The 20,232-nt window shown below is 67.4% G+C and carries 20 protein-coding genes; 9 read left to right on the plus strand and 11 right to left on the minus strand.

The window, feature by feature from the left end; translation table 11 throughout:
- Window positions 1-280 (plus strand): transposase (locus F622_RS13485; RefSeq protein ID WP_019572013.1); only part of this gene is annotated, 280 nt, incomplete at its 5' end.
- Between the two features lie 6 nt (window positions 281-286).
- Here F622_RS13485 and F622_RS0111460 read toward each other — a convergent pair.
- The 3 genes from F622_RS0111460 to F622_RS0111470 all read right to left on the minus strand — a co-directional run bounded on the left by F622_RS0111460 (window position 287) and on the right by F622_RS0111470 (window position 2,429).
- Window positions 287-1,612, minus strand: a complete 1,326-nt coding sequence (locus tag F622_RS0111460) for a nitrate regulatory protein (RefSeq protein ID WP_019572014.1) — start codon at window positions 1,610-1,612, stop codon at window positions 287-289.
- Between the two features lie 126 nt (window positions 1,613-1,738).
- Window positions 1,739-2,095 carry a DsrE family protein gene (locus tag F622_RS0111465; RefSeq protein ID WP_018167932.1) on the minus strand — a complete coding sequence of 119 codons (357 nt, stop codon included), beginning with the start codon at window positions 2,093-2,095 and terminating at the stop codon, window positions 1,739-1,741.
- 91 nt (window positions 2,096-2,186) lie between these two features.
- Window positions 2,187-2,429, minus strand: a complete 243-nt coding sequence (locus tag F622_RS0111470) for a hypothetical protein (protein WP_019572015.1) — start codon at window positions 2,427-2,429, stop codon at window positions 2,187-2,189.
- Window positions 2,430-2,595: 166 nt separating this feature from the next.
- On the opposite strand from F622_RS0111470, the gene F622_RS0111475 reads away from it, so the two are divergent.
- Window positions 2,596-3,153, plus strand: coding sequence for a TMEM165/GDT1 family protein (locus tag F622_RS0111475; protein ID WP_018937968.1), 558 nt, complete (start codon window positions 2,596-2,598; stop codon window positions 3,151-3,153).
- Here F622_RS0111475 and F622_RS0111480 read toward each other — a convergent pair.
- From F622_RS0111480 to F622_RS0111500, 5 genes are all read right to left on the minus strand, one after another.
- Window positions 3,088-3,840 carry a TVP38/TMEM64 family protein gene (locus F622_RS0111480; protein ID WP_018650407.1) on the minus strand — a complete coding sequence of 251 codons (753 nt, stop codon included), beginning with the start codon at window positions 3,838-3,840 and terminating at the stop codon, window positions 3,088-3,090. The two genes, F622_RS0111475 and F622_RS0111480, sit on opposite strands and share 66 nt — an antisense overlap.
- Before the next feature lie 9 nt (window positions 3,841-3,849).
- Window positions 3,850-5,226, minus strand: a complete 1,377-nt coding sequence (locus F622_RS0111485) for a replication-associated recombination protein A (RefSeq protein ID WP_019572016.1) — start codon at window positions 5,224-5,226, stop codon at window positions 3,850-3,852.
- Between the two features lie 295 nt (window positions 5,227-5,521).
- Complete coding sequence (lolA, locus tag F622_RS0111490) at window positions 5,522-6,193, minus strand: outer membrane lipoprotein chaperone LolA (RefSeq protein WP_019572017.1); 672 nt, start codon at window positions 6,191-6,193, stop codon at window positions 5,522-5,524.
- A 140-nt stretch (window positions 6,194-6,333) separates the two neighbouring features.
- Complete coding sequence (locus tag F622_RS0111495) at window positions 6,334-8,667, minus strand: DNA translocase FtsK (RefSeq protein WP_018176484.1); 2,334 nt, start codon at window positions 8,665-8,667, stop codon at window positions 6,334-6,336.
- Between the two features lie 372 nt (window positions 8,668-9,039).
- Window positions 9,040-10,284 carry a methyltransferase domain-containing protein gene (locus F622_RS0111500; protein ID WP_019572018.1) on the minus strand — a complete coding sequence of 415 codons (1,245 nt, stop codon included), beginning with the start codon at window positions 10,282-10,284 and terminating at the stop codon, window positions 9,040-9,042.
- Between the two features lie 86 nt (window positions 10,285-10,370).
- On the opposite strand from F622_RS0111500, the gene F622_RS0111505 reads away from it, so the two are divergent.
- From F622_RS0111505 to F622_RS0111515, 3 genes are read left to right on the plus strand one after another with little or no spacing between them, the layout of a single operon-like run.
- Window positions 10,371-11,489 carry a transporter substrate-binding domain-containing protein gene (locus F622_RS0111505; protein WP_018951315.1) on the plus strand — a complete coding sequence of 373 codons (1,119 nt, stop codon included), beginning with the start codon at window positions 10,371-10,373 and terminating at the stop codon, window positions 11,487-11,489.
- 28 nt (window positions 11,490-11,517) lie between these two features.
- Window positions 11,518-11,847 (plus strand): hypothetical protein, encoded by a 330-nt coding sequence (locus F622_RS0111510; RefSeq protein ID WP_018650411.1) that lies wholly within the window; start codon window positions 11,518-11,520, stop codon window positions 11,845-11,847.
- Window positions 11,848-11,874: 27 nt separating this feature from the next.
- The gene (locus tag F622_RS0111515) at window positions 11,875-12,225 is read left to right on the plus strand and encodes a hypothetical protein (RefSeq protein WP_018937974.1); all 351 of its coding nucleotides are present in this window, start codon (window positions 11,875-11,877) and stop codon (window positions 12,223-12,225) included.
- Between the two features lie 3 nt (window positions 12,226-12,228).
- Here the strand turns inward: F622_RS0111515 and F622_RS0111520 are convergent, their stop codons facing one another.
- A complete protein-coding gene (locus F622_RS0111520; RefSeq protein WP_018937975.1) occupies window positions 12,229-13,773 on the minus strand; it encodes a BCCT family transporter in 1,545 nt (514 codons plus the stop codon).
- A gap of 34 nt (window positions 13,774-13,807) precedes the next feature.
- Window positions 13,808-14,272 carry a YbhB/YbcL family Raf kinase inhibitor-like protein gene (locus tag F622_RS0111525; RefSeq protein WP_018176489.1) on the minus strand — a complete coding sequence of 155 codons (465 nt, stop codon included), beginning with the start codon at window positions 14,270-14,272 and terminating at the stop codon, window positions 13,808-13,810.
- A gap of 156 nt (window positions 14,273-14,428) precedes the next feature.
- Here F622_RS0111525 and F622_RS0111530 point away from each other — a divergent pair, with 156 nt between their 5' ends.
- Genes F622_RS0111530 through F622_RS0111540 form a run of 3 tightly spaced genes read left to right on the plus strand, consistent with a single transcriptional unit; the run spans window position 14,429 to window position 18,609 of the window.
- Complete coding sequence (locus F622_RS0111530) at window positions 14,429-15,829, plus strand: MBL fold metallo-hydrolase RNA specificity domain-containing protein (protein ID WP_019572019.1); 1,401 nt, start codon at window positions 14,429-14,431, stop codon at window positions 15,827-15,829.
- 9 nt (window positions 15,830-15,838) lie between these two features.
- On the plus strand, window positions 15,839-17,509 hold the full coding sequence (locus F622_RS0111535; protein WP_018167946.1) for a Na/Pi cotransporter family protein: 1,671 nt from the start codon (window positions 15,839-15,841) through the stop codon (window positions 17,507-17,509).
- Window positions 17,506-18,609: an RNA ligase gene (locus F622_RS0111540; RefSeq protein ID WP_018167947.1), complete on the plus strand. Its 1,104-nt coding sequence runs from the start codon at window positions 17,506-17,508 to the stop codon at window positions 18,607-18,609. Before F622_RS0111535 ends, F622_RS0111540 begins: the two co-directional genes overlap by 4 nt.
- A gap of 13 nt (window positions 18,610-18,622) precedes the next feature.
- On the opposite strand, the gene F622_RS0111545 is transcribed toward F622_RS0111540, so the two are convergent.
- Window positions 18,623-19,219, minus strand: a complete 597-nt coding sequence (locus F622_RS0111545; protein ID WP_018167948.1) for an RNA ligase partner protein — start codon at window positions 19,217-19,219, stop codon at window positions 18,623-18,625.
- 130 nt (window positions 19,220-19,349) lie between these two features.
- Here F622_RS0111545 and F622_RS0111550 point away from each other — a divergent pair, with 130 nt between their 5' ends.
- Window positions 19,350-20,201: an HDOD domain-containing protein gene (locus F622_RS0111550; protein ID WP_019572020.1), complete on the plus strand. Its 852-nt coding sequence runs from the start codon at window positions 19,350-19,352 to the stop codon at window positions 20,199-20,201.
- Window positions 20,202-20,232: the final 31 nt, after the last annotated feature.

The raw sequence follows: 20,232 nt of genomic DNA on the forward strand, positions 1-20,232 counted from the left end.
CCTGGGGTTGGATGTCCGCATACGCGACTCCGGCACGAAACGGGGGCAGCGCAAACTCACCAAACAGGGCGATCCAGAGTTGCGACGGCTGCTCTATCTGGCCGCGATGCAGGCCAAGTCGAAAGCCGCCTGGAGCGACTACTACCAGCGCTGCCTGGACCGTGGCCTGGCGACGACCCAGGCACTGAACGCCTTGGCTCGAAAGCTGGCCCGCGTCGCCTTCGCCCTGATGAAAAATCAGACCGATTACCAACCTAAGATCCCTTGTGGAGAGACATAGAATCTCCTACAGGCCCTTCCCCAGCAGGTCAGACATGGCGACGGTCGCCTCGGCCACCTCGGCCAGACGCCGGTTCTGGTTCATCGCAGTCTGGCGCAGGAGCTTGTAGGCCTGGTCCTCCGTCAGGCCGCGATGCTGGATTAGCAGTGCCTTGGCTCGCTCAATCGTCTTGCGCTCGGCCAAGGCCTGGCGCGCCGCCTGCAGCTCGTCCTCCACCGACTGCAGACGACTGGCCTGGCGTTGCACCAGGTCCATCACCGAATGTCCGACGATCGGCACATTGAGCGGGTTATCGCCGCCCACGCCGTCGGAATCCAGCCCCTCGGGCGCACCGAAAAACACCGCATACGGCACGCTGTCGCGCAACTCCGACTCGGCCAATTGCGCGATACGGTCACGCACCGCACCCAGGTCCGCGCGATCCGCCACGATGCGCGCGGAGCAGCACTCGTTCAGGTGCATCTCCAGCCGATCCTCGATCTCCTTCATCGCGTCGATACGCGCAGTCGTGCAGGCAAACCACGCCTCGGCCCGGGCCGGGGCCGGCTGGCCATCGGTCTGGGTGCAGGCCTGACGGCGCAGGCGCTCGACCTCGGCGGCGAAGCTCGCGCCCTGTAATTGACGGCAGGCGCCGCAGGCCGATTCCGGGGCAAACTCCGAGAAGATGCGAAACGAACGTTCCTGGGCATCGATACGGTGTAACAGGGCCTGGCGCAGCTCGCCGTCAAACACGCCCTGGCCAAAGCCCGCAGCACCGATCGCGCGTTCCTGACCCGCAAGCTCCTTGCCCTGCATGAAGTTCAAAAGAGCGACCAACGCACCGGAGACCTCCGGGTCGGTAGCCGAATCCGCTGCCTCGAATACCACGGCCAGGAGCGACCGGATCAGTTCGCTGAATCCGCGCATCGCCTCCATCGGCGAAAGCGTGCGCTCGTTGACCTCCTCGCGCAGGCTGGGCAGCCCGGACAGCCCGTGCAGGGCCAGTGCCATGCGCCCCAGCAACCGGCTGCGCGCGTGGGCACAGGCCCCCGGCTGTAACCAGCCATCAAGGTGTTCGCGAAAGGCCGCCGCCGTGGTGTCGGATTCGGTTCGATACTGCCCCAGCTCCTCGGCATAACGCTGGCCAGCCGAGCCGATCCAGAGGCTGGAAGCGCCGCGTTCACGCTGCAGTTGATGCACCAGGGCACGGATGCACCCGACCAGTTGCACGGCCTCCAGCAGGCGCTCCAGGCTCACTACCTCGCATTTGCGCGAGGCGACCAGGAAGTCGCCAATGGCCTCTTCATACGAAACGCTCGGGGACAGGGTATTCGGGGGGAGATTCTGACTCATGCTCATGATCCGCGGATGCCTCGCGGAACAAACAAGCATGCAATGTGCCAGTTCGGGGCACTGGCAGGGGCGGGAGATCAGAACGAGCGGGGGATCACACCCCCGCCCGCGAGCAACGATGAACGATTAGAAGCTCATCGAGCGGTCGAAGTCGGCGACGGCCTGGACGTACTGGCCCATGCCGGCCATCTCGGCGTTCGGCAGGAAGTTGTGTTCGCCGACGTCGCGGCCCTTGGCGCAGGCCTCGCAGGCCCAGAACGGGACGCCTTCACTGACCAGTGAATCGACGATGTCCTTCATTGCCGGCATGTTGTGGCCGACGATCTTGTCGTAGACATTGCGGTTGGCGATGTTCACGGCCTCGCCCTGCAGCCAGACGGTCACGTCATGGCCCTGCTGCTTGGCCACGTTGGCGGCGATCATGCCGAGCGTCGCACGGGTGGGGTCGTCGGTACCGGCGGTGACAGCAACAATAAAGCGCATGGGGTTCTCCTGAGTGCTTGAAACGTGCTGCAACCGTAGCGGCAGGCACGCCCGGCGTCGATTTCCCACAAGCTGCGGAGAAACACTCGGATCAGGGCCTGCCCCTAACCGTAACGCTGGTCCGGTAGAGCTTGAAGGCCATCAACAGCCAGGGGATGGCGTGCATGACCAGGTCGAGGATGTCCCACAACCGGGTCAGCTCGCCGGCGAGCAGCCAGCGCAGCTTCTCCGCGACATGCGGCTCGGGGATCCAGGGGGCCAGGCCCAGCGTGGCCACCAGCAGGGCAAACAGCCACAGCGGTGCGCGATCGACCCAGCGTACGAAGGCTTTCATCGCGCGCATCCTACCCAAGGCCCGCGCACGGCGCAGCCCGTTCTTGCCGGTAACGGGGCCGCCTTCTACACTTTTGCCAGCTTCAGGGGGCGCGACGCGGCAGGCCCGGGAACCCCCTGGCCTCACCACCGCGGTCCGCAGTAGCCGCCCGGTCCGGAAGACCATCATGGAAGCCCTGCTCGTCTCCACCGTCATCGTCGCCATCGCCGAGATGGGCGACAAGACCCAACTCCTCGCGCTGCTCCTGATCTGCCGCTACCAGCAGACCTGGCCCATCATCTGGGGCATCGTGGTGGCGACCCTGGCCAATCACTTCCTCGCCGCGCTGGCCGGCGTCTGGATCGGCGCCAGCGTGCCGGACGAGTGGCTGCGCTGGGGGCTGGGGCTCGGGTTCATCGTCATGGCCGCCTGGGTGCTGGTGCCGGATAGCGAGGACGAGCTGCCCGCCCCCTCGAAACACGGCGTGTTCTGGACCACCACGGTGCTGTTCTTCCTGGTCGAGATGGGCGACAAGACGCAGGTGGCTACCGCCGCGCTGGCCGCGACCTTCGACAACCTGATCCTGGTCGTGATCGGCTCGACCATCGGTATGGTCCTGGCCAATGCGCCGGTCGTATGGCTGGGCCAGCGTTTCGCCTGTCACCTGCCGCTGCGGCTGCTACGCGCGCTCGCGGCGCTGCTGTTCTTCGCCCTGGGCCTCGGGGTACTGCTGGCCTGGGTCTGAGTCCGAGTGCAGCATCTTCTGTCCCAGCCAGATGCGCCGCACCAGGCGCGGCAGCAACAGCAGCAATGCCAGCACCGCGAGCAGCGCCAGACCCAGTTGCACCCCGCTGTCGGCACCACTGGCCACCTCGCGGGTGGCATGCCCCAGCCAGGCATAGGCGAACAGGCCCGGGATCAGCGCCACCACCGTCGTCAGTGCAAACACGGGCAGCGGCAGGCGCACCAGTCCCAGGGCATAGTTGGTGGGCGCAAACGGAAACACCGGTACCAGCCGGGTCAGGGCCACCACGCGCCAGCCCTCGGCCTCCACATCCTCGCGCAGCCGGGTACTGCGCGGCCCCATGCGCGGAACCAGCCAGGGCTGCAGCCAGGTACGGGCCAGCATGAAGGCGATGACCGCCGCCACGGTGGCCGCCAGCAGACTCAGGGCGCCACCGGTGAAGGGACCGAACAAGGCCCCGCCCAGCAGGATCCAGAAGGTGCTCGGCAGCGGGAACAGGGCCAGCACGACAAACGCCAGCACGAATACCAGGTAGGCCCCAGGGCCCCAGCTGAGCAGCCAGACTTCCAGCTCGCCCAGCGGAACGCCGAGACTGGGCCACTCGGTGGTCAACAGGATCCACGCCAGCGAGACCCCGAACAGGATCGCCGCGACCGTCAGCCAGCTCTTGTGATGTCGAATCCTCATGTCACCCCGTCAGCCCCCGTCCCCGGGGTCTTCACCGCCGCCGCGCAGACGCTGCAGACGCTCCGCCAGCGCGCGCTCGGTACCATCCCGGCGCGGACTATAGAAGCGCGCTTCTTCCAGCCCTTCGGGCAGATAGACCTGTCCGCGCGCAAACCCGTCCGGTTCGTCGTGGTCGTAGCGATACCCGGCACCGAAGCCCTCGGCACGCATCAGCTCGGTCGGGGCATTGCGCAGGTGCAGGGGCACGCCCGCGCTGCCGCTGTCGCGGATCGCGGCCCGCGCGCCGTTCAGCGCGGCATAGGCGCTGTTGCTCTTGGGTGCGGAGGCCAGTTCGATCACTGCCTGTACCAGCGCCAGATCGCCTTCCGGCCGACCCAGACGTTCCATGGTCTGCCAGGCCGCCAGCACCCGCGCACCGAGGCCAACCGCGGCCAGGCCAATGTCCTCGTAGGCCATGCGCAGCAGGCGGCGACCGAGGTAGTCCGGGTCACAGCCCGCATCCAGCATGCGGGTGAGCCAGTACACCGCGGCGTTCGGATCGGACCCGCGCACCGACTTGTGCAGGGCGGAGATCTGGTCGTAGAAGGCATCGCCCTGACGGTCGAAGGCCAGTGACTGCGCCCCCATCACCGCGCGCAGCGCGTCGCCGGTGATGGCGCCATCGCGCGCCAGGTCCGAGGCGGTCTCCAGCCAGTTCAGGGCACGCCGGGCATCGCCGTCCGCGGCGCGCGCAAGACGCTGACGCTCCCCCGAGTCCAGCGTCAGGCCGCGCCCGCCCAGACCGCGCTCGGGGTCATTAAGGGCCCGGTCGATCAGGGCCTCGATGGCCTCCGCCCCGACCGCCTCCATGCGATAGACCCGCGCGCGCGACAGCAGCGCGCTGTTGAGTGCGAACGAAGGATTCTCGGTGGTCGCGCCGACGAAGGTCAGCGTACCGTCCTCAATGTGCGGCAGCAGTGCGTCCTGCTGGCCCTTGTTGAAGCGGTGGATCTCGTCGATGAACAGCAGCGTCCCGACACCATTGCGGCGGCGGGTCTTCGCGGCTTCGACGACCGCACGGACGTCCTTGACCCCGGCCAGCACGGCGGACAGCGTGACCAGGCGCTGGGCTCCGGCCGCCGCCACCAGCCGCGCGAGCGTCGTCTTGCCGCAGCCGGGCGGGCCCCAGAGGATCATCGACGGGGTCTGGCCCTGCTCGATCGCCTGGCGCAGCGCGGCATCGGCGCCGACCAGGTGGTCCTGGCCGACCATCTCGTCGAGCCGCGCCGGACGCATGCGCTCGGCCAGCGGCGCCGAGGGATCCAGGGCTACCGGGGCCGGTTCGGGTTCGGGCGAGGCCACGTCCGGATCGGGGCCGAACAGATCGCCTTCGGGGGAATCACTCATGGAGGGATTGTAACCCCTCGAGCCGAAGAGCCTTGTTCACCACGAAGTGCGCGAAGGTACGAAGAAGGACTATTGAACCACGGAGGGCACGGAGACAACCCAAGGGGCGTATCACAGCCCATGTGCAGGATGCGTTGAGCAAAGCGAAACGCATCAACATCGATCACCCGGAATATCGCCGCCTTCCGACCGATGCGTTTCGCTGCGCTCAACGCATCCTACGCTCCCTAAAAGCCTTTGTTTTCTCCGTGGCCTCTGTGCGCTATGTGGCAGATAACCCGCGAGCGGACCTCGCTCAAGGCCGATAGATGTCGGTCCCGGCCGGCGGGTCGAAGGTGAACACGCCCGGGTCGAGTTCGCCATTGCGTTCGGTTTCGTGGAAGAGGATCACGGTCTCCTGGCCGAAGATGTCGCGGAAGGCCATGCGGGTCAGGTCGCCATCCGCGGTCAGGTCCAGGTCCAGACTGGTGAAGTCGGCCTGTTCGTTGCGCGGCACCAGCACCAGGCGCAGGGCATCGCCGCCCGGCACCGGGCGCAGTGACATGCGGAAGTGCTCGTCCAGACGCTCCGGCTGGGTGATCGCGGCGATCGGCGTGGCGTCGAAGGCATCCCCCAGCGGGCGCACCGTGGCCTGCGACAGATCCGGGTCGTACATCCACAGGTCCTCGCCATCGGAGACGATGGTCTGCGGGAACGGCTCGGTCACCTCCCAGTGCAGGCGATTGGGCAGCCCCAGCTGCATGCGGCCATCGGACTCCTGCAGCACGTAGCCGGTGTCGTCGCGCACGGTCTGGGTAAATTCGGCGGAGAAGCTTTCCAGGCCATCGACAAAGCGATCCAGCGCCGCGCGGGCATCCTCCATACCGCGGTCGGCGGCCAGGGCCGGAACGGCGGTCAAGGCCAGTACCAGGCCAAGGGACAGGGCCCGACAGAGGGCGCCCGGACACGTAAGGGGACGAGCGTTCATGCAGTCTCCAGGATGGATGGGTATGCGATTCATGATGCGCCGCGAGGCTTAACCCGGCGTGAATGTGTCGCACAGGGATGACGAACCGCGTCACGCGATCAGGGACATGGACACCAACCACGCCCTCGGGTTCGGGGCGCTCAGTCGTTCGGGCCGGGAACCAGGACCTCGCGATTGCCGTTCGACTGTACCTGGCTGACCAGGCCGGCGGCCTCCATGTCTTCGACCATGCGCGCGGCGCGGTTGTAGCCGATCTTGAGCCGGCGCTGGACGAACGAGATCGAGGCCTTGCGTGACTCGATGACCACCTGCACGGCCTGATCGTACAGCGGGTCCGATTCGTTGCCGTTCCCCTCGGGCGACTCCAGCCCCGGGATGCTGGCCGCACCGGCCTCGGGCTCGTCGAGGATTGCGTCGTTGTAGTCCGGCTCGCCGGTGGACTTGAGGTACTCGACCACCTGATGCACTTCGTTGTCGCTGACGAACGCACCGTGCACGCGCTCGGGCATCGCCTTGCCCGGTGGCAGATAGAGCATGTCGCCGTGACCCAGAAGGTGCTCGGCACCCATCTGATCGAGGATGGTGCGCGAGTCCACGCGCGAGGAAACCTGGAAGGCGATGCGGGTGGGGATGTTCGCCTTGATCAACCCGGTAATCACGTCCACCGACGGACGCTGGGTGGCCAGGATCAGGTGGATGCCGGCGGCGCGCGCCTTCTGCGCCAGGCGGGCGATCAGCTCCTCGACCTTCTTGCCCACCACCATGATCATGTCGGCGAATTCGTCGACCACAACCACAACGAACGGCAACGGCTCCAGTTCCGGCGCCTCGGTCTCGGTGATCGCCTCCTCCGGCTTGAACAACGGATCCTTCAGCGGCTCGCCGCCGGCCTGGGCATCGCGCACCTTCTTGTTGAAGCCGCCAATGTTGCGCACGCCCATCGCCGACATCAGCTTGTAGCGCCGCTCCATCTCCGCCACCGCCCAGCGCAGGGCGTTGGAGGCATCCTTCATGTCGGTGACGACCGAACACAGCAGATGCGGGATGCCCTCGTAGACCGACAGCTCCAGCATCTTCGGATCGATCAGGATCAGGCGGACGTCTTCCGGCGTGGACTTGTACAGCAGCGACAGCAGCATCGCGTTGACGCCCACCGATTTCCCGGAACCGGTCGTCCCGGCGACCAGCAGATGCGGCATCTTCGCCAGATCCGCGATCACCGGGCCGCCGCCGATGTCCTTGCCCAGCGCCATGGTCAGCGGCGACTTGTTCGAGTCGAACAGATCCGAACGCAGGATCTCCGAGAGGGCCACGATCTCGCGGTTCTCGTTGGGGATCTCCAGCCCCACCGTGGACTTGCCCGGGATCACCTCGACGATGCGTACGGCCATGACCGACAGCGAACGTGCGAGATCGGTGGACAGCCCGGAGATACGCGAGGCCTTCACCCCGGCCGCCGGCTGCAATTCGAAGCGGGTGATCACCGGCCCCGGCTGCACCGCGACCACCTCGACCTCCACCCCGAAGTCCTTCAGCTTCAGTTCCACCAGGCGGGAGAGCGCCTGCAAAGACTCCTCGGAGAATCCGTCGGGCGGCGGCGGCGGCTCGTCCAGCAGGGCCAGCGGCGGGTGTGGATCGGCGCCCGTCCCCTCGGTGAACAGCGGGACCTGTTTCTCTTTCTGCACCCGCGGGCTGGGCGGGGGCGTCTCGATACGTGGCTCCACCCGCGAGGGCATGCGCTTCTCGGTGCGCTTGCGCTCCTTCTCCACCCGGGTCTCGCGTTCGGCCCGTTCGCGGGCGCCGATACGGCGGTCACGGGCCGAGTCGATCGCCACGCGGGCACGCTCCCAGCCACGCACGGCCAGCTGTCCGAGACGATCCATCAGCAGAAACCAGGACAGCCCGGTAAACAGGGTCACCCCGGCCAGGAACAGCGCCAGCAGGACCAGTGTCCCGCCCACCAGGCTCAGCCCGGCGACCGCCCAGCCGCCGAACAGGTCGCCGAGGATGCCGCCGGCATGCACCGGCATCCCGCCCGGCATCAGGTGCAGCGCGGCCAGGGCCGAGCCGGCGATCAGCGCCACGATCAGCGCCAGCCCGCGCACGGTGAGCTCCATGGGGCTGGCGATCTGCGCCTCGCGGCGGTGCCGGAACAGCCACCAGCCAATACCCCCCACGGCCAGCGGAATCAGGTAGGCCAGATAGCCGAGCAGATGGAAAGCGATATCGGCGAACCAGGCGCCCGTGGTGCCGCCCAGATTGCGCAGACCCTCGCCGTCGCCAGTCGTCGACCAGGCGGCATCGCCCGGGTGATAGCTCGCCAGCGCCACCAGCAGATACAGCGCCAGCATGCCGAAGATCAGCAGTGCACCCTCGCGCAGACCACGCAGCAGCTGCCCACTCAGGCTCGGCGGTGCGGCCGGCTCTGCCGTCTTGCTGCCCTTGCCCCCGGATTTGGCCTTGCTTGCGGCCATGCGCTCCCCACTGGTCCGGCCCGCGGCGCGGGCAACTTTTCAAGGAAGCGCTGAATAAAGCCATCCTGGCTTTCTCAGCGCACGCTGCACTGCAAACGCGGTTTGCAGCTTGCTTCACAATCAACCCCCTGCGGTGGTCGATTGCGGCGGCACCTCCTTGTGCCGCCGGGAAACGCCGATGAATCGGCGTTTCCCGGGATCATCGCGCAGTTTACCGGTTAAAACGTTCTTCGGGGGGCCAGACCTGCCCAGCCTGAGAACCGAGTCCGGTCCGATCGCTTTCCGGCAGGCTGCCTCGGCTCGGCGAGCCCTGCCATTGCCGGAGCGGCCTTGCCCGCGAAGCCCCCGCCCGTGTCGGCAAAGGCCCATCCCTCAGCCCCATCGATAACCCCACACCGCAAACACCGGGTCCGCATGCTCCAGCCGTCCGGCATAGGGATCATCGGCCGGCCGCGGCAGGCCGCGCAGGGAAAAGGTCGCGAGATCCGTGAAACCGGCGCGCAGGAACAGGTCCAGCACCAGCCCCATGCGCTCGAAGTCGTACAGGCGTTCCCACACCGCGATCGCCTTGGTCGGGAAGCAGCGGTCGGAGAAGGTCACCACGAACACCCCGCCCGGCCTCAGCACCTCGCGTACTGCCTGGAACACCGCCTCCGGCTGCGTCAGATACTCGACCGACGCGGTACAGGCCACGGCGTCGAAGCTCCCCGCCGCATACGGCAGTTCCGGGCGGAGGTTCAGGTCGTGCACCAGGGACGACGTCAGACGGGGATTGTCCGCCAGCTCCTGCGCGTTCATGCCCAGCCCGATCACCGCTTCCGGCGTCTCCACCCGGTCCAGGTGCGACTCCCAGCTGCTCATCAGGTCGAGCACCCGCGCACCGGCCGGGATGCAAGCGCCATACAGCGCGGCGATCTCGGCGCGCGCAGTGGCATCCAGGTGGTGTACCCGGCGCGGTTCGGCATAAAACGCCGCATCGGGGTCCGGATCCTCGCGTGCCAGCGCGCCGTCGGTCCAGAAGTCGGTCGGCCGTCCGCGCCAGCGCGCCTGCATGCCCGGCCCGCGGGCCGTCAGCAGCCGGGCCACATCCACCGAGTGGTCGTCATCACGCCCGTGGGCGTGGCGGGCCATGACCCGCGCCTGCAACCGCAGCTCATGGTCCGCCAGTGGATGGTTCAGATCCGCCACCAGGCGGTCCTCCTCCAGCGCCCCGACCCGGAACAGCTCGCGATCGCCGGCCTCGACGCCCGCATGGCCGGCAATGAACGCCCTCGGATAAAAACGACCCGCACGGGGCTCCACCCGGCGATGCCTGCGCAGGCCGCGATTGAACGCCGACCCCGGGAGCTCCCGCACCCGATCCATGTCGGACGGCGGGACCAGGACCGCGGCTGACGCCCGCGAGGCCTCGTGTACCGCCCCCACTCCCAGCGCGTGCAGGGCTGTGCCCAGATCACCCGGCCAGTGGTCCCGTTCCGGCAACAGCCTCGGCAGAAACAGAGATTCGCGGTGACGGGCCTCGGCACTCGCCCAGTCCAGCATGAACCCGATATCCGCTGCGTCGCCCGGATTCGACCGGGATGGCGCCTCGATCCAGTTGGCAAACGGGTCCCGCATGGGCTTATCTCCTGACGCGGCAACGCGGACTGCCACGGTGACAGCGTACCGGTTATGGTACGACCAAGCCCCCACCGGAAGCTCGCATGCCCCGCTCCCTGATCGCGCCCTCCGCACTGCTCGCCACGGCCCTTTGGTTGCTCGCCGCCTTGCTGGCAATCCCCGCCGCCCAGGCCCAGGAGACGGGGGCCAGCGCCGCAGACCTCGATTCCAGCGTGCGCGTGGGCACCCGCTTTGTGTCGCCGTTCGTGATCGCCCCGGACGCGGCCGACGCGACCCCGACCGGTATCGCGATCGAGCTTTGGGAACGGGTAGCGGAACGCCTGGAACTGGACTACGGGTACCAGGAGGTCAGCCTCGAGGAATTGATCACAGGCCTGGGGGACGACCGCATCGATGTCTCGGTCGCGGCCCTCACCGCGACCGCCGAGCGCGCCGAGCGCGTCGACTTCACCCATCCGTACTACAGCACCGGGCTGTCCATTGCCGTGCCCCAGCAGGGCAACCCGGTCGCCGGCGCCCTGCGGGCATTCATCTCGGTGCCATTCCTGATGATCATACTGGCGCTCGCCGGCCTGCTCCTGCTGGTCGGCGCACTGCTATGGCTGTTCGAGCGTCACCGCAACGCCGACGAGTTCGGCGGCAGCTCCGCACAGGGGCTGGGCTCGGCCTTCTGGTGGGCCGCCGTCACCATGACCACGGTCGGCTACGGCGACAAGGCCCCGCGCACCCTGCCCGGCCGCGCGATCGCGCTGGTCTGGATGTTCGCGGCCCTGATCCTGGTTTCCACCTTCACCGCCGCAATCGCCACCACCTTGACCGTCAGCTCACTGGATACCGGCATCCAGAATGTCTCCGACCTGGAGGGCCAGCGCATCGCCACCATCGGCGGCTCCAGTGCCGCCGCCTGGCTGGACGACCAGGGCTTCGCCTACCGCGACCACGCGGACCTGAGGTCCGCCCTCGACGCGGTCGCCAACGGGCACGCCGACGCGATGGTCTATGACGCCCCGCTGCTTCGTTACCAGGTGCGCGAACACTTCGCCGGTCAACTGGAGGTGCTACCCGTCGAGTTCCTGCGCCAGGACTATGCCCTGGCCCTGCCCCAGGGCTCGCCGCTGCGCGCCCCGATGAACGTGGCTATCCTCGAGATTCTGGAATCCGACGAGTGGCAGCGGGTGCTGCGCCGCTACCTCGGTAATTGACGCGAACCGCAGCAGGGAGAGACGCCTCATGGCGGAGACCTTTCTGGTGGCCATCATCGACCAGGACCGCGAAGAACAGGCCCTGGCCATCGCCAACGAAGAAGGCGGCGCGGACGGCACGGTGTTGCACGGCTCGGGCCTCGGCTTCCCCGAGCACATGACCTTCCTCGGTGTGACCTACCAGGGCAACGAATCGGTCTGTGTATGGCAACTGGAGACCGAGCAGGCCGAACGCATCGCCCGCCGTCTGAACCTGGAGATGGACTTGTTTCAGCCCTACAACGGACTTGCCTTTACCCTGGATACCGCCGCGCTGCAGGGCATGGAATTCGTCGGCCACCTGACGCATACGCCCTGACACGTTCCGAACGCCGGAGACTTCGCCATGCAATTCGTTCTGCTCGTCGCCGTAGTCCCTCGCAGTCAGGCCGATCGCGCCATCGAGATTGTTCAGCGTGTCGGAGCCGCCGGACTGACCCTGCTGGACGGTCAGGGCATCGCCCAGCTGCGGCGCAACCCGGTGATGGACCTGAAAGACTCGTCCGGCCGCAAGGTGTTACTGATGGTCCTGGAGGCCGGACTGGCCCGACGCATGCTGGAGCAGCTGGACACGGAACTGGACTTGAGCCAGTTGGGCAACGGCTTTGCCGTCACTCTGCCCATCAAGGACATCGCCGGGATCAAGCCGGAGCAGATCGAACACCTGCTCCGCACGCTCCCGGACGGCCACGCGTAGCCTTCAGCGCCAGGGCGGCTCCACGCCCTCGACGCGGTATTCGCGGCGCAGGGCGCGCATCAGGCTGAAGCAGCAGAAGACCAGGATGATCGCGACCGGCAGCCCGGCGGTCAGCGAGCCGGTCTGCAGGCTGTCCAGCGCGCGTTCGCCGCCGACGATCAGCAGCGTGGCGGCCACCGCCCCCTCGGTGATGCCCCAGATCACGCGCTGGCGCTTCGGCGAGTGCTTCGACCCGCGCGAGATCAGCGCATCCACCACGTAGGTGCCCGAAGCCGAGGAGGTGATGAAGTAGGTCGCGATCAGCAGCGTGGCGATCCCGGAGGCGAAGGTCGTCCACGGCAGCTGGGCCAGGGTCGCGTAGAGGGCCACGGTGGTGTCCTCGGCGACCGCAGCGGCAATGCCCGCGCCCTCGTCGAACAGCTCCATGTGCAGCGCGGTGCCGCCGAAGATCGCCATCCAGGCGAACACGAACAGTGTGGGCAGCGCGAGCACGCCGACGATGAACTCGCGGATGGTGCGCCCGCGCGAGATGCGCGCGATGAAGATGCCCACGAACGGCGACCAGGCGATCCACCAGGCCCAGTAGAACATGGTCCAGTCCTTCTGCCACTCGGAGCCGCCGATCGCGTCGGTATGCAGGCTCAGCTCGATCAGCTGCTGGAAGTAGCCGCCGGTGGAGTCGAGCAGGAAGCGCAGGATGAACAGCGTCGGGCCGGCGAACAGCACGAACAGCATGAAGCTGATCGCCAGCACCAGGTTGAACACACTGACCCACTTGAGCCCGCGATCCAGTCCGGAGAGCACCGACAGCACGGCCACCGCCGTGATCGCGGTGATGATGCCGACCTGGTACCAGTGCGAGACCGGCATGTCGACCAGCACGTTGAGCCCGGTGTTGAGCTGCATCGCCCCGAAACCCAGCGAGGTGGCCAGCCCGAACAGTGTGCCGAACACCGCGAGGATGTCGATCACGTGCCCGATCGGGCCGTAGATGCGGTCCCCCAGTAGCGGGTAGAAGATCGAGCGGATGGTCAGCGGCAGGCGGTGGCGAAAGCTGAAGTACGCCACCGACAGCCCCAGTACCACGTACACCGCCCAGGCATGCAGCCCCCAGTGGAAGAAGGTGTAGACCATCGCCTGGCGCGCGGCCTCAGCGGTCTCGCCATCACCGATCGGCGGGTTTTGATAGTGCAGGACCGGCTCGGCCACGCTCCAGAACACCAGGCCAATTCCCATGCCGGCCGAGAACAGCATCGCGAACCAGGCGGCAAACCCGAATTCCGGCCGGTCGTCCGGCTGCCCCAGCCGGATCGCGCCGTAGCGGCTGAACCCCAGCCAGACCAGGAACCCGAGGAAGAACGTGACCACCAGCAGGTAGCCCCAGCCGAGGTATTCGGTAATGAATCCGTGGATGCCGTCGAACACCATGCTGGCGGTGGACGGCAAGGCCACCCCGAAGGCAACAAACACCACCACCATGATCGCGGAGGCGGTAAACACGGTGGGATTGACCGTGGAGAAAAAGGCTTCCGGGCGATACTGGCTCATGATGAACGGCCTGGCTTCAGTCCGGGGATGGGCATCAGTTCGACGCGTCGGAGTCCGGGGTGCCCGCACAAAGCCCGCCGGTCAGATCGGCCTTGGCCAGCACATGCCCCTCGGCCGCGACGTCGAACTGCGTGCGCGTCGCACCCGGCGCCAGATCCAGCGCCTCATCCAGGGCGAGCAGGCGGAAACGATAGTGGTGGCAGCCCTCCGGCGGGATCGGGCCCAGATACCCGGCCTTGCCGAAGGCATCCAGGCCCACGCGCCCCTGACTCGGCAGATGCAGCGAGTCCACCCGATGCGTGTCTGGCGGCAGGTTCCAGACCAGCCAGTGCGTCACCTCGCCCAGCGGCGAATCCAGGTCCTCAAGGATCAGCGCGAGGCTCTGTGCGCCATCCGGAACCTCATGAATCTCCAGTGGTGGCAGCTCGTTGGCATCGCGGGCCGACACCTCGATCGGCATCACTTCGCCGTCACGGAAGGCAGGACTGATCAGCCGCATCCCCTCGTCTCCTGTATCCACAGATCCTCAGCCTCCCCCGCCGCCGCCAGCGGGTCAACCGCCGCGAGACCGGATCGCAACCGGAATTGATCCCGGTCAACGAACCACCCCCGCACGGTTGCACACAGAGCCCGCTCCGTGCGTACACTTTGCGGTATGGCACAGCTCACATTCAAGGGCGCGACCGGCGAGGTCACCGGATCGCGCTATCTCCTCGAGACCGACGACGCCCGCATCCTGCTGGAATGCGGCCTGCATCAGGGCGGCAATGACGCCGACGAGGCCAACCGCGAGCCGCTGGCGGAGCTCGCCGGTCAGCTCGACGCCGTTGTCCTGTCCCACGGTCACCTGGATCACTCCGGCCTGCTGCCCAAGCTGGTTCGCGACGGCTACCGCGGCCCGATCTACTGCACACCGGGGACCGAGGAACTGCTCGAGATCATGCTCGAGGACGCCGCCTTCGTGATGAGCAAGGACATCGAGTGGGAGAACAAGTGGCGCCGGCGCGCGGACAAGCCCCTGGTCGAGCCGGTCTACGACATCGACGACGTCGCGACCACTCTGGGACTCTGCAAGGCCGTGCCCTACGGTGACACGCAAACCATTGCCGGCGACATCCGGCTGACCTTCCGGGATGCCGGGCACATCCTCGGCTCCGCGATCGTCGACCTGATCGTGCCGTCCGGCGGGCGCGACCGGCACCTGGTCTTCTCCGGCGACCTCGGCAACCCCGACGCCGTGCTGATGCACGAACCCGCGCGGATGGAACACGCGGATCATGTGCTGCTGGAGAGCACCTACGGCGACCGTGATCACCGGCCGATGGACGAGACCATCGAGGAGTTCGCGCAGATCCTCGCGGAGGCCGACGCCAGCGGTGGCAACGTGATGATCCCGGCCTTCGCGGTCGGGCGCACCCAGGAGATCCTCTACCACCTGGGCATGCTGCACCACGCCGGACGCCTGCCGCAGCAGAAGGTATTCCTCGACAGCCCGATGGCGATCAAGGTGACCGAACTCTACGCGCGGCTGCACAAGTCCCTGAAAAGCGAGGACATGGAGCGCCTGCACAAGGCCGCGAACGGCGACCCGGGTGGCTACCTGCCCGGGCTGCAGGTCTGTCGCACGGTCGAGGAATCCATGGCGATCAACCGCATCACCGGCGGCGCGATCATCATCGCCGGGGCCGGCATGTGCAACGGCGGGCGCATCCGTCATCACATGAAGTACAACCTGTGGCGGCGCGAGGCGCACCTGGTCATCGTCGGCTTCCAGGCCTCGGGTACGCTGGGACGGCGGCTGGTCGATGGCGCCGAGCGGGTCAAGCTGCTGGGCGACGAGGTCGCGGTCAACGCGAAGGTCCACACCCTGGGCGGCTTCTCCGCCCATGCCGGGCGTACTCAGCTACTGGACTGGGCACGCGGATTCCGCGACCAGCCGGTGTTCCACCTGGTTCACGGCGAGCCGGAGGCGCGTGATGCGCTGGCTGCCGGACTGCGCGACGAGCTAGGCGCCGAGGCCCACGTGCCGGCCTTTGGCGAGACTATCACGCTGTAATCCGCTCGCATGCCGGAGGCCGAAGCCGTCAGCACCTACGCCCTGATCGCCGGCTTCCTCGGCGGGCTCGGGCTGTTCCTCCTCGGCATGACGCTGCTGACCGACGGCCTGAAGACCGCCGGCGGCAAGGCCCTGCAGCATATTCTTGGCGTGTGGACGCGCACTCGCCCGCGCGCGCTCGCCTCCGGCATGGGCGTGACCGCGCTGGTCCAGTCCTCCAGCGCGGTCACCGTCACCACCATCGGCTTCGCCAACGCGGGGCTTTTGACCCTCGGCCAGTCGGTCTGGGTGATCTTCGGCTCCAACGTCGGCACCACCATGACCGGCTGGCTGGTCGCCCTGATTGGCTTCAATATCCGGATCGAGGCCTTCGCCCTGCCGGCGATCGGCATCGGCGCCCTGCTCTACCTGTTCATGAAGGCCGCACGCCCGCGCTACCTGGGTCTGGCCCTGGCCGGTTTCGGCCTGCTGTTCTTCGGGATCGACGTGCTGCGCGAGGCCTTCGAGGGCCTGAGCGCGACCTTCGACCTCGGCGCCCTGGCGCGACCGGGCTTTGTCGGGCTCCTGATCATGGTCGGCATCGGTGCGCTGCTGACGGTGCTGATGCAGAGCTCGTCCGCGTCAATGGCGATGGCCCTGACCGCCGCGATGAGCGGCGCGGTACCTCTGGAGGCCGCAGCCGCCGCAGTGATCGGCGCCAACCTCGGCACCACGGTCAAGGCCCTGCTGGTCGTCATCGGTGCCACCCCGAACGCCAAGCGCGTCGCGGCCGCGCACGTGATGTTCAACGGCCTGACCGCGCTCGTTGCGCTGCTGATCCTGCCGTGGTTCCTGGCCGTGATCGCCTGGATCTGGGGCAGCACCGGAGAGGCCCCGGCCCCCGCGGTGCTGCTGGCGCTGTTCCACACCGCCTTTAACCTGCTGGGCGTGGCGCTGATGGTCCCGGTCGCCCCGCCGATGATCCGCTTTCTGCAGACGCGCTTCCGCACCCGGGAGGAAGACATCGCCCAGCCGCGCTTTCTCGACAAGCACAGCGGGGGCGTCCCCGATCTGGCGCTGCAGTCGTTGTTACAGGAAACCGAGCGCCTGGCCGACATCAGCCACTCCATGGCGCGCGAGGCCCTGCGCCCGGACCCGCCGGCCGCGGGCACCCTGGACGCGCGGCGGGCCGCGGTGGAACAGCTGACCGCTGCCATCAGCGATTTTGCCGCCCGCACGGCCAACCACCCGATGCCCGAGGCGGTCGGGCACGGCATCGCCGAGGCGGTACGTATCGCCCGCTATCATCGCGAGACTGCGGTGCTGGCCGACCAGATCGCCGAGCTTCGCCGCCACTCGACCGGCGAGGAACGCCCGATCGTCAGCGAACAGCGCCGCGCCTGGCAGGAGCAAGCGATCCGCGCCCTGGATCTCGCCAACCTGGAAAGCGAGAACGGCAGAGACCTGGCGGCCACCGAGGCCGTAAGCACGGTGGAGACGGCCTATGCCGAACTGAAGGCAGCCCTGCTGCGCGAAGGCACCTTCGGCTCGCTGAGCATGACCGAGATGGAACGCCAACTCCGCATCATCAGTATGGCGCGACGCCTGGTCACCCAGGCCGACAAGGCCCGCCGCCACACCGAGGCCCTGGAGGACCAGATCCAGGGGCTGCGCAAGACGCTGGAACCGGAGAACGCATGATCGACGGCGAAACCCTGCAGGACGCCATCGCGAACCACCGGGCCGAGGCCCTGACGTTCGACGGGCTGGAATACGCCCGGCTGCTCGAGCCGGTGAATCACTACCCGCGCGGTTCCGTGGTGCTTCCGGATGGCTCGGTGGTCCCCGGCTACCCGGCCATCGGGCGCATCCAGTCGCTGGAGGCCGGGCTGCCGCGCCAGTTCGATCAGCCGTTCTGGGCGGAGGAGAAGATCGACGGCTTCAACGTGCGCATCCTGCGCTGGGAAGGCCGGGTCGTCGCCTTCAGCCGGGGCGGGTTTGTCTGTGCATTCAGTACCGACCGGGTGCCGGATTTCGTGGACCTCGCGGTGTTCGAGGCGGAACCCGATCTGGTGCTCTGCACGGAAATCGCCGGGCCGGACACGCCCTATCTGGAGGGCTCCACCCCGCGCGTCGCGGACGACGTCGGCTTGTTCGTGTTCGACCTGATGCGGCTCGGCCAGCCGGGCTTTGTGCCGCAGGACGAAAAGTTTGCACTGATGGAGCGCCATGACCTGCCACCGGCGCCGCTGCATGGACGGTTCACGCCCGCAGACACCGAGGCCCTGGGCCGCTTGATCCGGCAACTGGATGCCGAGGGTGCCGAGGGCCTGGTACTGAAGACCGCGGATGGCGAGCACCGCGCCAAGTACGTGGCCGGCGGCTCCTGTATCAACGATATCCGCGTGTGTTCCGAGCAGCTGCTGGACCTGCCGCCGGAGTACTTCACCAACCGTCTGACCCGCCTGGCCATCTTCCTCGCCGAACATCCGCCCAAGGATCGCGTCGCCGTGGAACGCGAACTGGGCGCGGCCCTGCTGTCCGGGCTGGCGACCGCGGTGGACAAAAGCCGGCGCGAGGGACGCGTCGGCCACACCTACCGCTGTCGGTTCCGCGAGCGTGCCGGGGCCCAGCGCTTCATCGATCACATGCAGGCCACCGGCGGACGCCATGTGCGCTTCCTGCCGGACACGCCGCGCCAGGAGGCGAACGGCTACTGGCTTCTGGAGTTCGAGCGCCTGTTCGACCGGATCACCGGCACCCTGGCCTCGGCCCTGGCCGGTGACCGGCAGTACGACTGAACCCGGGAAGCGCTCAGAGCTCGCGCGAGTGGCCGCCGGACTCGGCCAGGTTCTCCATCACCCGACGCAGGTAGTCGGCGGTGACCAGCTTGATGCCCATGCGGTTGCCCAGCTTGCGCATGCCCTCGTCGGCGCTGGCCAGCTCGGCGTCCAGCTCCATCGCCAGCAGCACGGCATCGACGTCCTCGCGCGAATCCACCAGCCCCTTGCGCATCGCCTCGCGGAAACGCTCGCGCAGCTGGGTGATCAGCTCGGGCTTGAGCGATTCGGCCGCCCCCGCCTGGCGGGTATGCTCCTCCGCAATGCGCAGGCCGCGGTCAATCCGCGTACGCACCTCGTCGATGAATTCGTAGAGGATGTCGCTCGGCAGCATCAGGGCGAAGCGCCGCGGCGAACGCACCCAGACCACGGTCTCGAAATCGGCCGCCATGGCCTCGAGGTCACGCATGCCGCGAAACTCCTCGTACACCGACAACGGCATGTAGAACTCGGCGGGGCAATGGCGCGCCAGGGTGAGGAAGGTCCGCAGGATATCCTCGGGATCCTCGCCGAACTGCCCGGCCACATGCGGGTTGGTAAAGACACTGGTATCCAGCACGAATCGGCGCATCACGACCTCCTGTCGGCTCCCTTCATCATCGGCAGGGGCCAGCGGCCCGTCAACCGGCGCGGATCCCCCGTCCGCGAGGACGGGTATGGCATAATCGGCGCGTCATTTCCCAGCCGGACATGGATTGCCCTTGGCCACCCGAGCGGAAGTCGAAAAGTTTCTGGAACGCCTGCGCGAGGACCTCGAACGTCACCAGATCGAGATCCCGACCCTGCCCGATGTCTCGGTGCAGGCATTGTTCATCACCCAGGACGAGTCCAGCTCCATTGTTGACCTGGTCAATCTGATCTCGCGCGACACGGCCCTGGCCTCGCGCCTGGTGCGGCACGCCAACAGCCCGGCCTATCGTGGACTCACGCGCTGCGCGACCATTCGCTCCGCCGTCACGCGCCTGGGGATGGAACGCGCCCGCCAGACCATCATTGCGCTGTCGATGAAGGAGGTCTTCCAGAGCGGGAACGAGATGATCCGCGTACGCATGGAAGAACTGTGGAACCACAGCCTGGAGGTGGCGATCATCAGCTATCTGCTGGCCCGCCGACACCCGCACCTGGACCCCGATACCGCGCTGCTCGCCGGGTTGGTGCACGACATCGGCATGATCCCGATCCTGCGCCGCGCGGAGAAGACACCCGAGATCTACGAGGACCCGCGCGCCCTGCAGGCCGCGGCCGACGCCGCGCATGTCCCCATCGGCCGCGCGATGCTGAAAAACTGGAATTTCGAGCCGGAGATCATCCGCGCAGTGGCCGATCACGAGAACCTCAAGCGCGAGCCGGAGGATGGCGAACCGGTCAACTACAGCGACATCCTGCAGGCGGCCAACATCGAGAGTCACAGCGCCACGCGGCATCGCCTGGCCTCCATCGACCGCAACGCGGTTGCCGCCATCCGCCGCCTGGCCGCCAAGCCCGGCACGACCCAGCTGAACTGGGAAGACGACGCGATCGGTCTGGAACACGTCAACCAGATGATTGAGTGAACCCCACGCAGCGGGGGCGGTCTTCTCCTTA

The sequence above is a fragment of the Thioalkalivibrio sp. ALMg3 genome, assembly GCF_000381225.1.
Taxonomy (GTDB): Bacteria; Pseudomonadota; Gammaproteobacteria; order Ectothiorhodospirales; family Ectothiorhodospiraceae; genus Thioalkalivibrio; species Thioalkalivibrio versutus.

What these genes read in the sequence shown, in the direction of transcription:
- F622_RS0111495 (WP_018176484.1), bottom strand. Translation starts at nt 8,667, where the DNA reads ATGGCCGCAAGCAAGGCCAAATCCGGGGGCAAGGGCAGCAAGACGGCA.
- F622_RS0111485 (WP_019572016.1), bottom strand. Translation starts at nt 5,226, where the DNA reads ATGAGTGATTCCCCCGAAGGCGATCTGTTCGGCCCCGATCCGGACGTG.
- F622_RS0111500 (WP_019572018.1), bottom strand. Translation starts at nt 10,284, where the DNA reads ATGCGGGACCCGTTTGCCAACTGGATCGAGGCGCCATCCCGGTCGAAT.
- F622_RS0111505 (WP_018951315.1), top strand. Translation starts at nt 10,371, where the DNA reads ATGCCCCGCTCCCTGATCGCGCCCTCCGCACTGCTCGCCACGGCCCTT.
- F622_RS0111480 (WP_018650407.1), bottom strand. Translation starts at nt 3,840, where the DNA reads ATGAGGATTCGACATCACAAGAGCTGGCTGACGGTCGCGGCGATCCTG.
- F622_RS0111545 (WP_018167948.1), bottom strand. Translation starts at nt 19,219, where the DNA reads ATGCGCCGATTCGTGCTGGATACCAGTGTCTTTACCAACCCGCATGTG.
- F622_RS0111525 (WP_018176489.1), bottom strand. Translation starts at nt 14,272, where the DNA reads ATGCGGCTGATCAGTCCTGCCTTCCGTGACGGCGAAGTGATGCCGATC.
- lolA (WP_019572017.1), bottom strand. Translation starts at nt 6,193, where the DNA reads ATGAACGCTCGTCCCCTTACGTGTCCGGGCGCCCTCTGTCGGGCCCTG.
- F622_RS0111475 (WP_018937968.1), top strand. Translation starts at nt 2,596, where the DNA reads ATGGAAGCCCTGCTCGTCTCCACCGTCATCGTCGCCATCGCCGAGATG.
- F622_RS0111515 (WP_018937974.1), top strand. Translation starts at nt 11,875, where the DNA reads ATGCAATTCGTTCTGCTCGTCGCCGTAGTCCCTCGCAGTCAGGCCGAT.
- F622_RS0111510 (WP_018650411.1), top strand. Translation starts at nt 11,518, where the DNA reads ATGGCGGAGACCTTTCTGGTGGCCATCATCGACCAGGACCGCGAAGAA.
- F622_RS0111460 (WP_019572014.1), bottom strand. Translation starts at nt 1,612, where the DNA reads ATGAGTCAGAATCTCCCCCCGAATACCCTGTCCCCGAGCGTTTCGTAT.
- F622_RS0111470 (WP_019572015.1), bottom strand. Translation starts at nt 2,429, where the DNA reads ATGAAAGCCTTCGTACGCTGGGTCGATCGCGCACCGCTGTGGCTGTTT.
- F622_RS0111465 (WP_018167932.1), bottom strand. Translation starts at nt 2,095, where the DNA reads ATGCGCTTTATTGTTGCTGTCACCGCCGGTACCGACGACCCCACCCGT.
- F622_RS0111535 (WP_018167946.1), top strand. Translation starts at nt 15,839, where the DNA reads ATGCCGGAGGCCGAAGCCGTCAGCACCTACGCCCTGATCGCCGGCTTC.
- F622_RS0111530 (WP_019572019.1), top strand. Translation starts at nt 14,429, where the DNA reads ATGGCACAGCTCACATTCAAGGGCGCGACCGGCGAGGTCACCGGATCG.
- F622_RS0111520 (WP_018937975.1), bottom strand. Translation starts at nt 13,773, where the DNA reads ATGAGCCAGTATCGCCCGGAAGCCTTTTTCTCCACGGTCAATCCCACC.
- F622_RS0111540 (WP_018167947.1), top strand. Translation starts at nt 17,506, where the DNA reads ATGATCGACGGCGAAACCCTGCAGGACGCCATCGCGAACCACCGGGCC.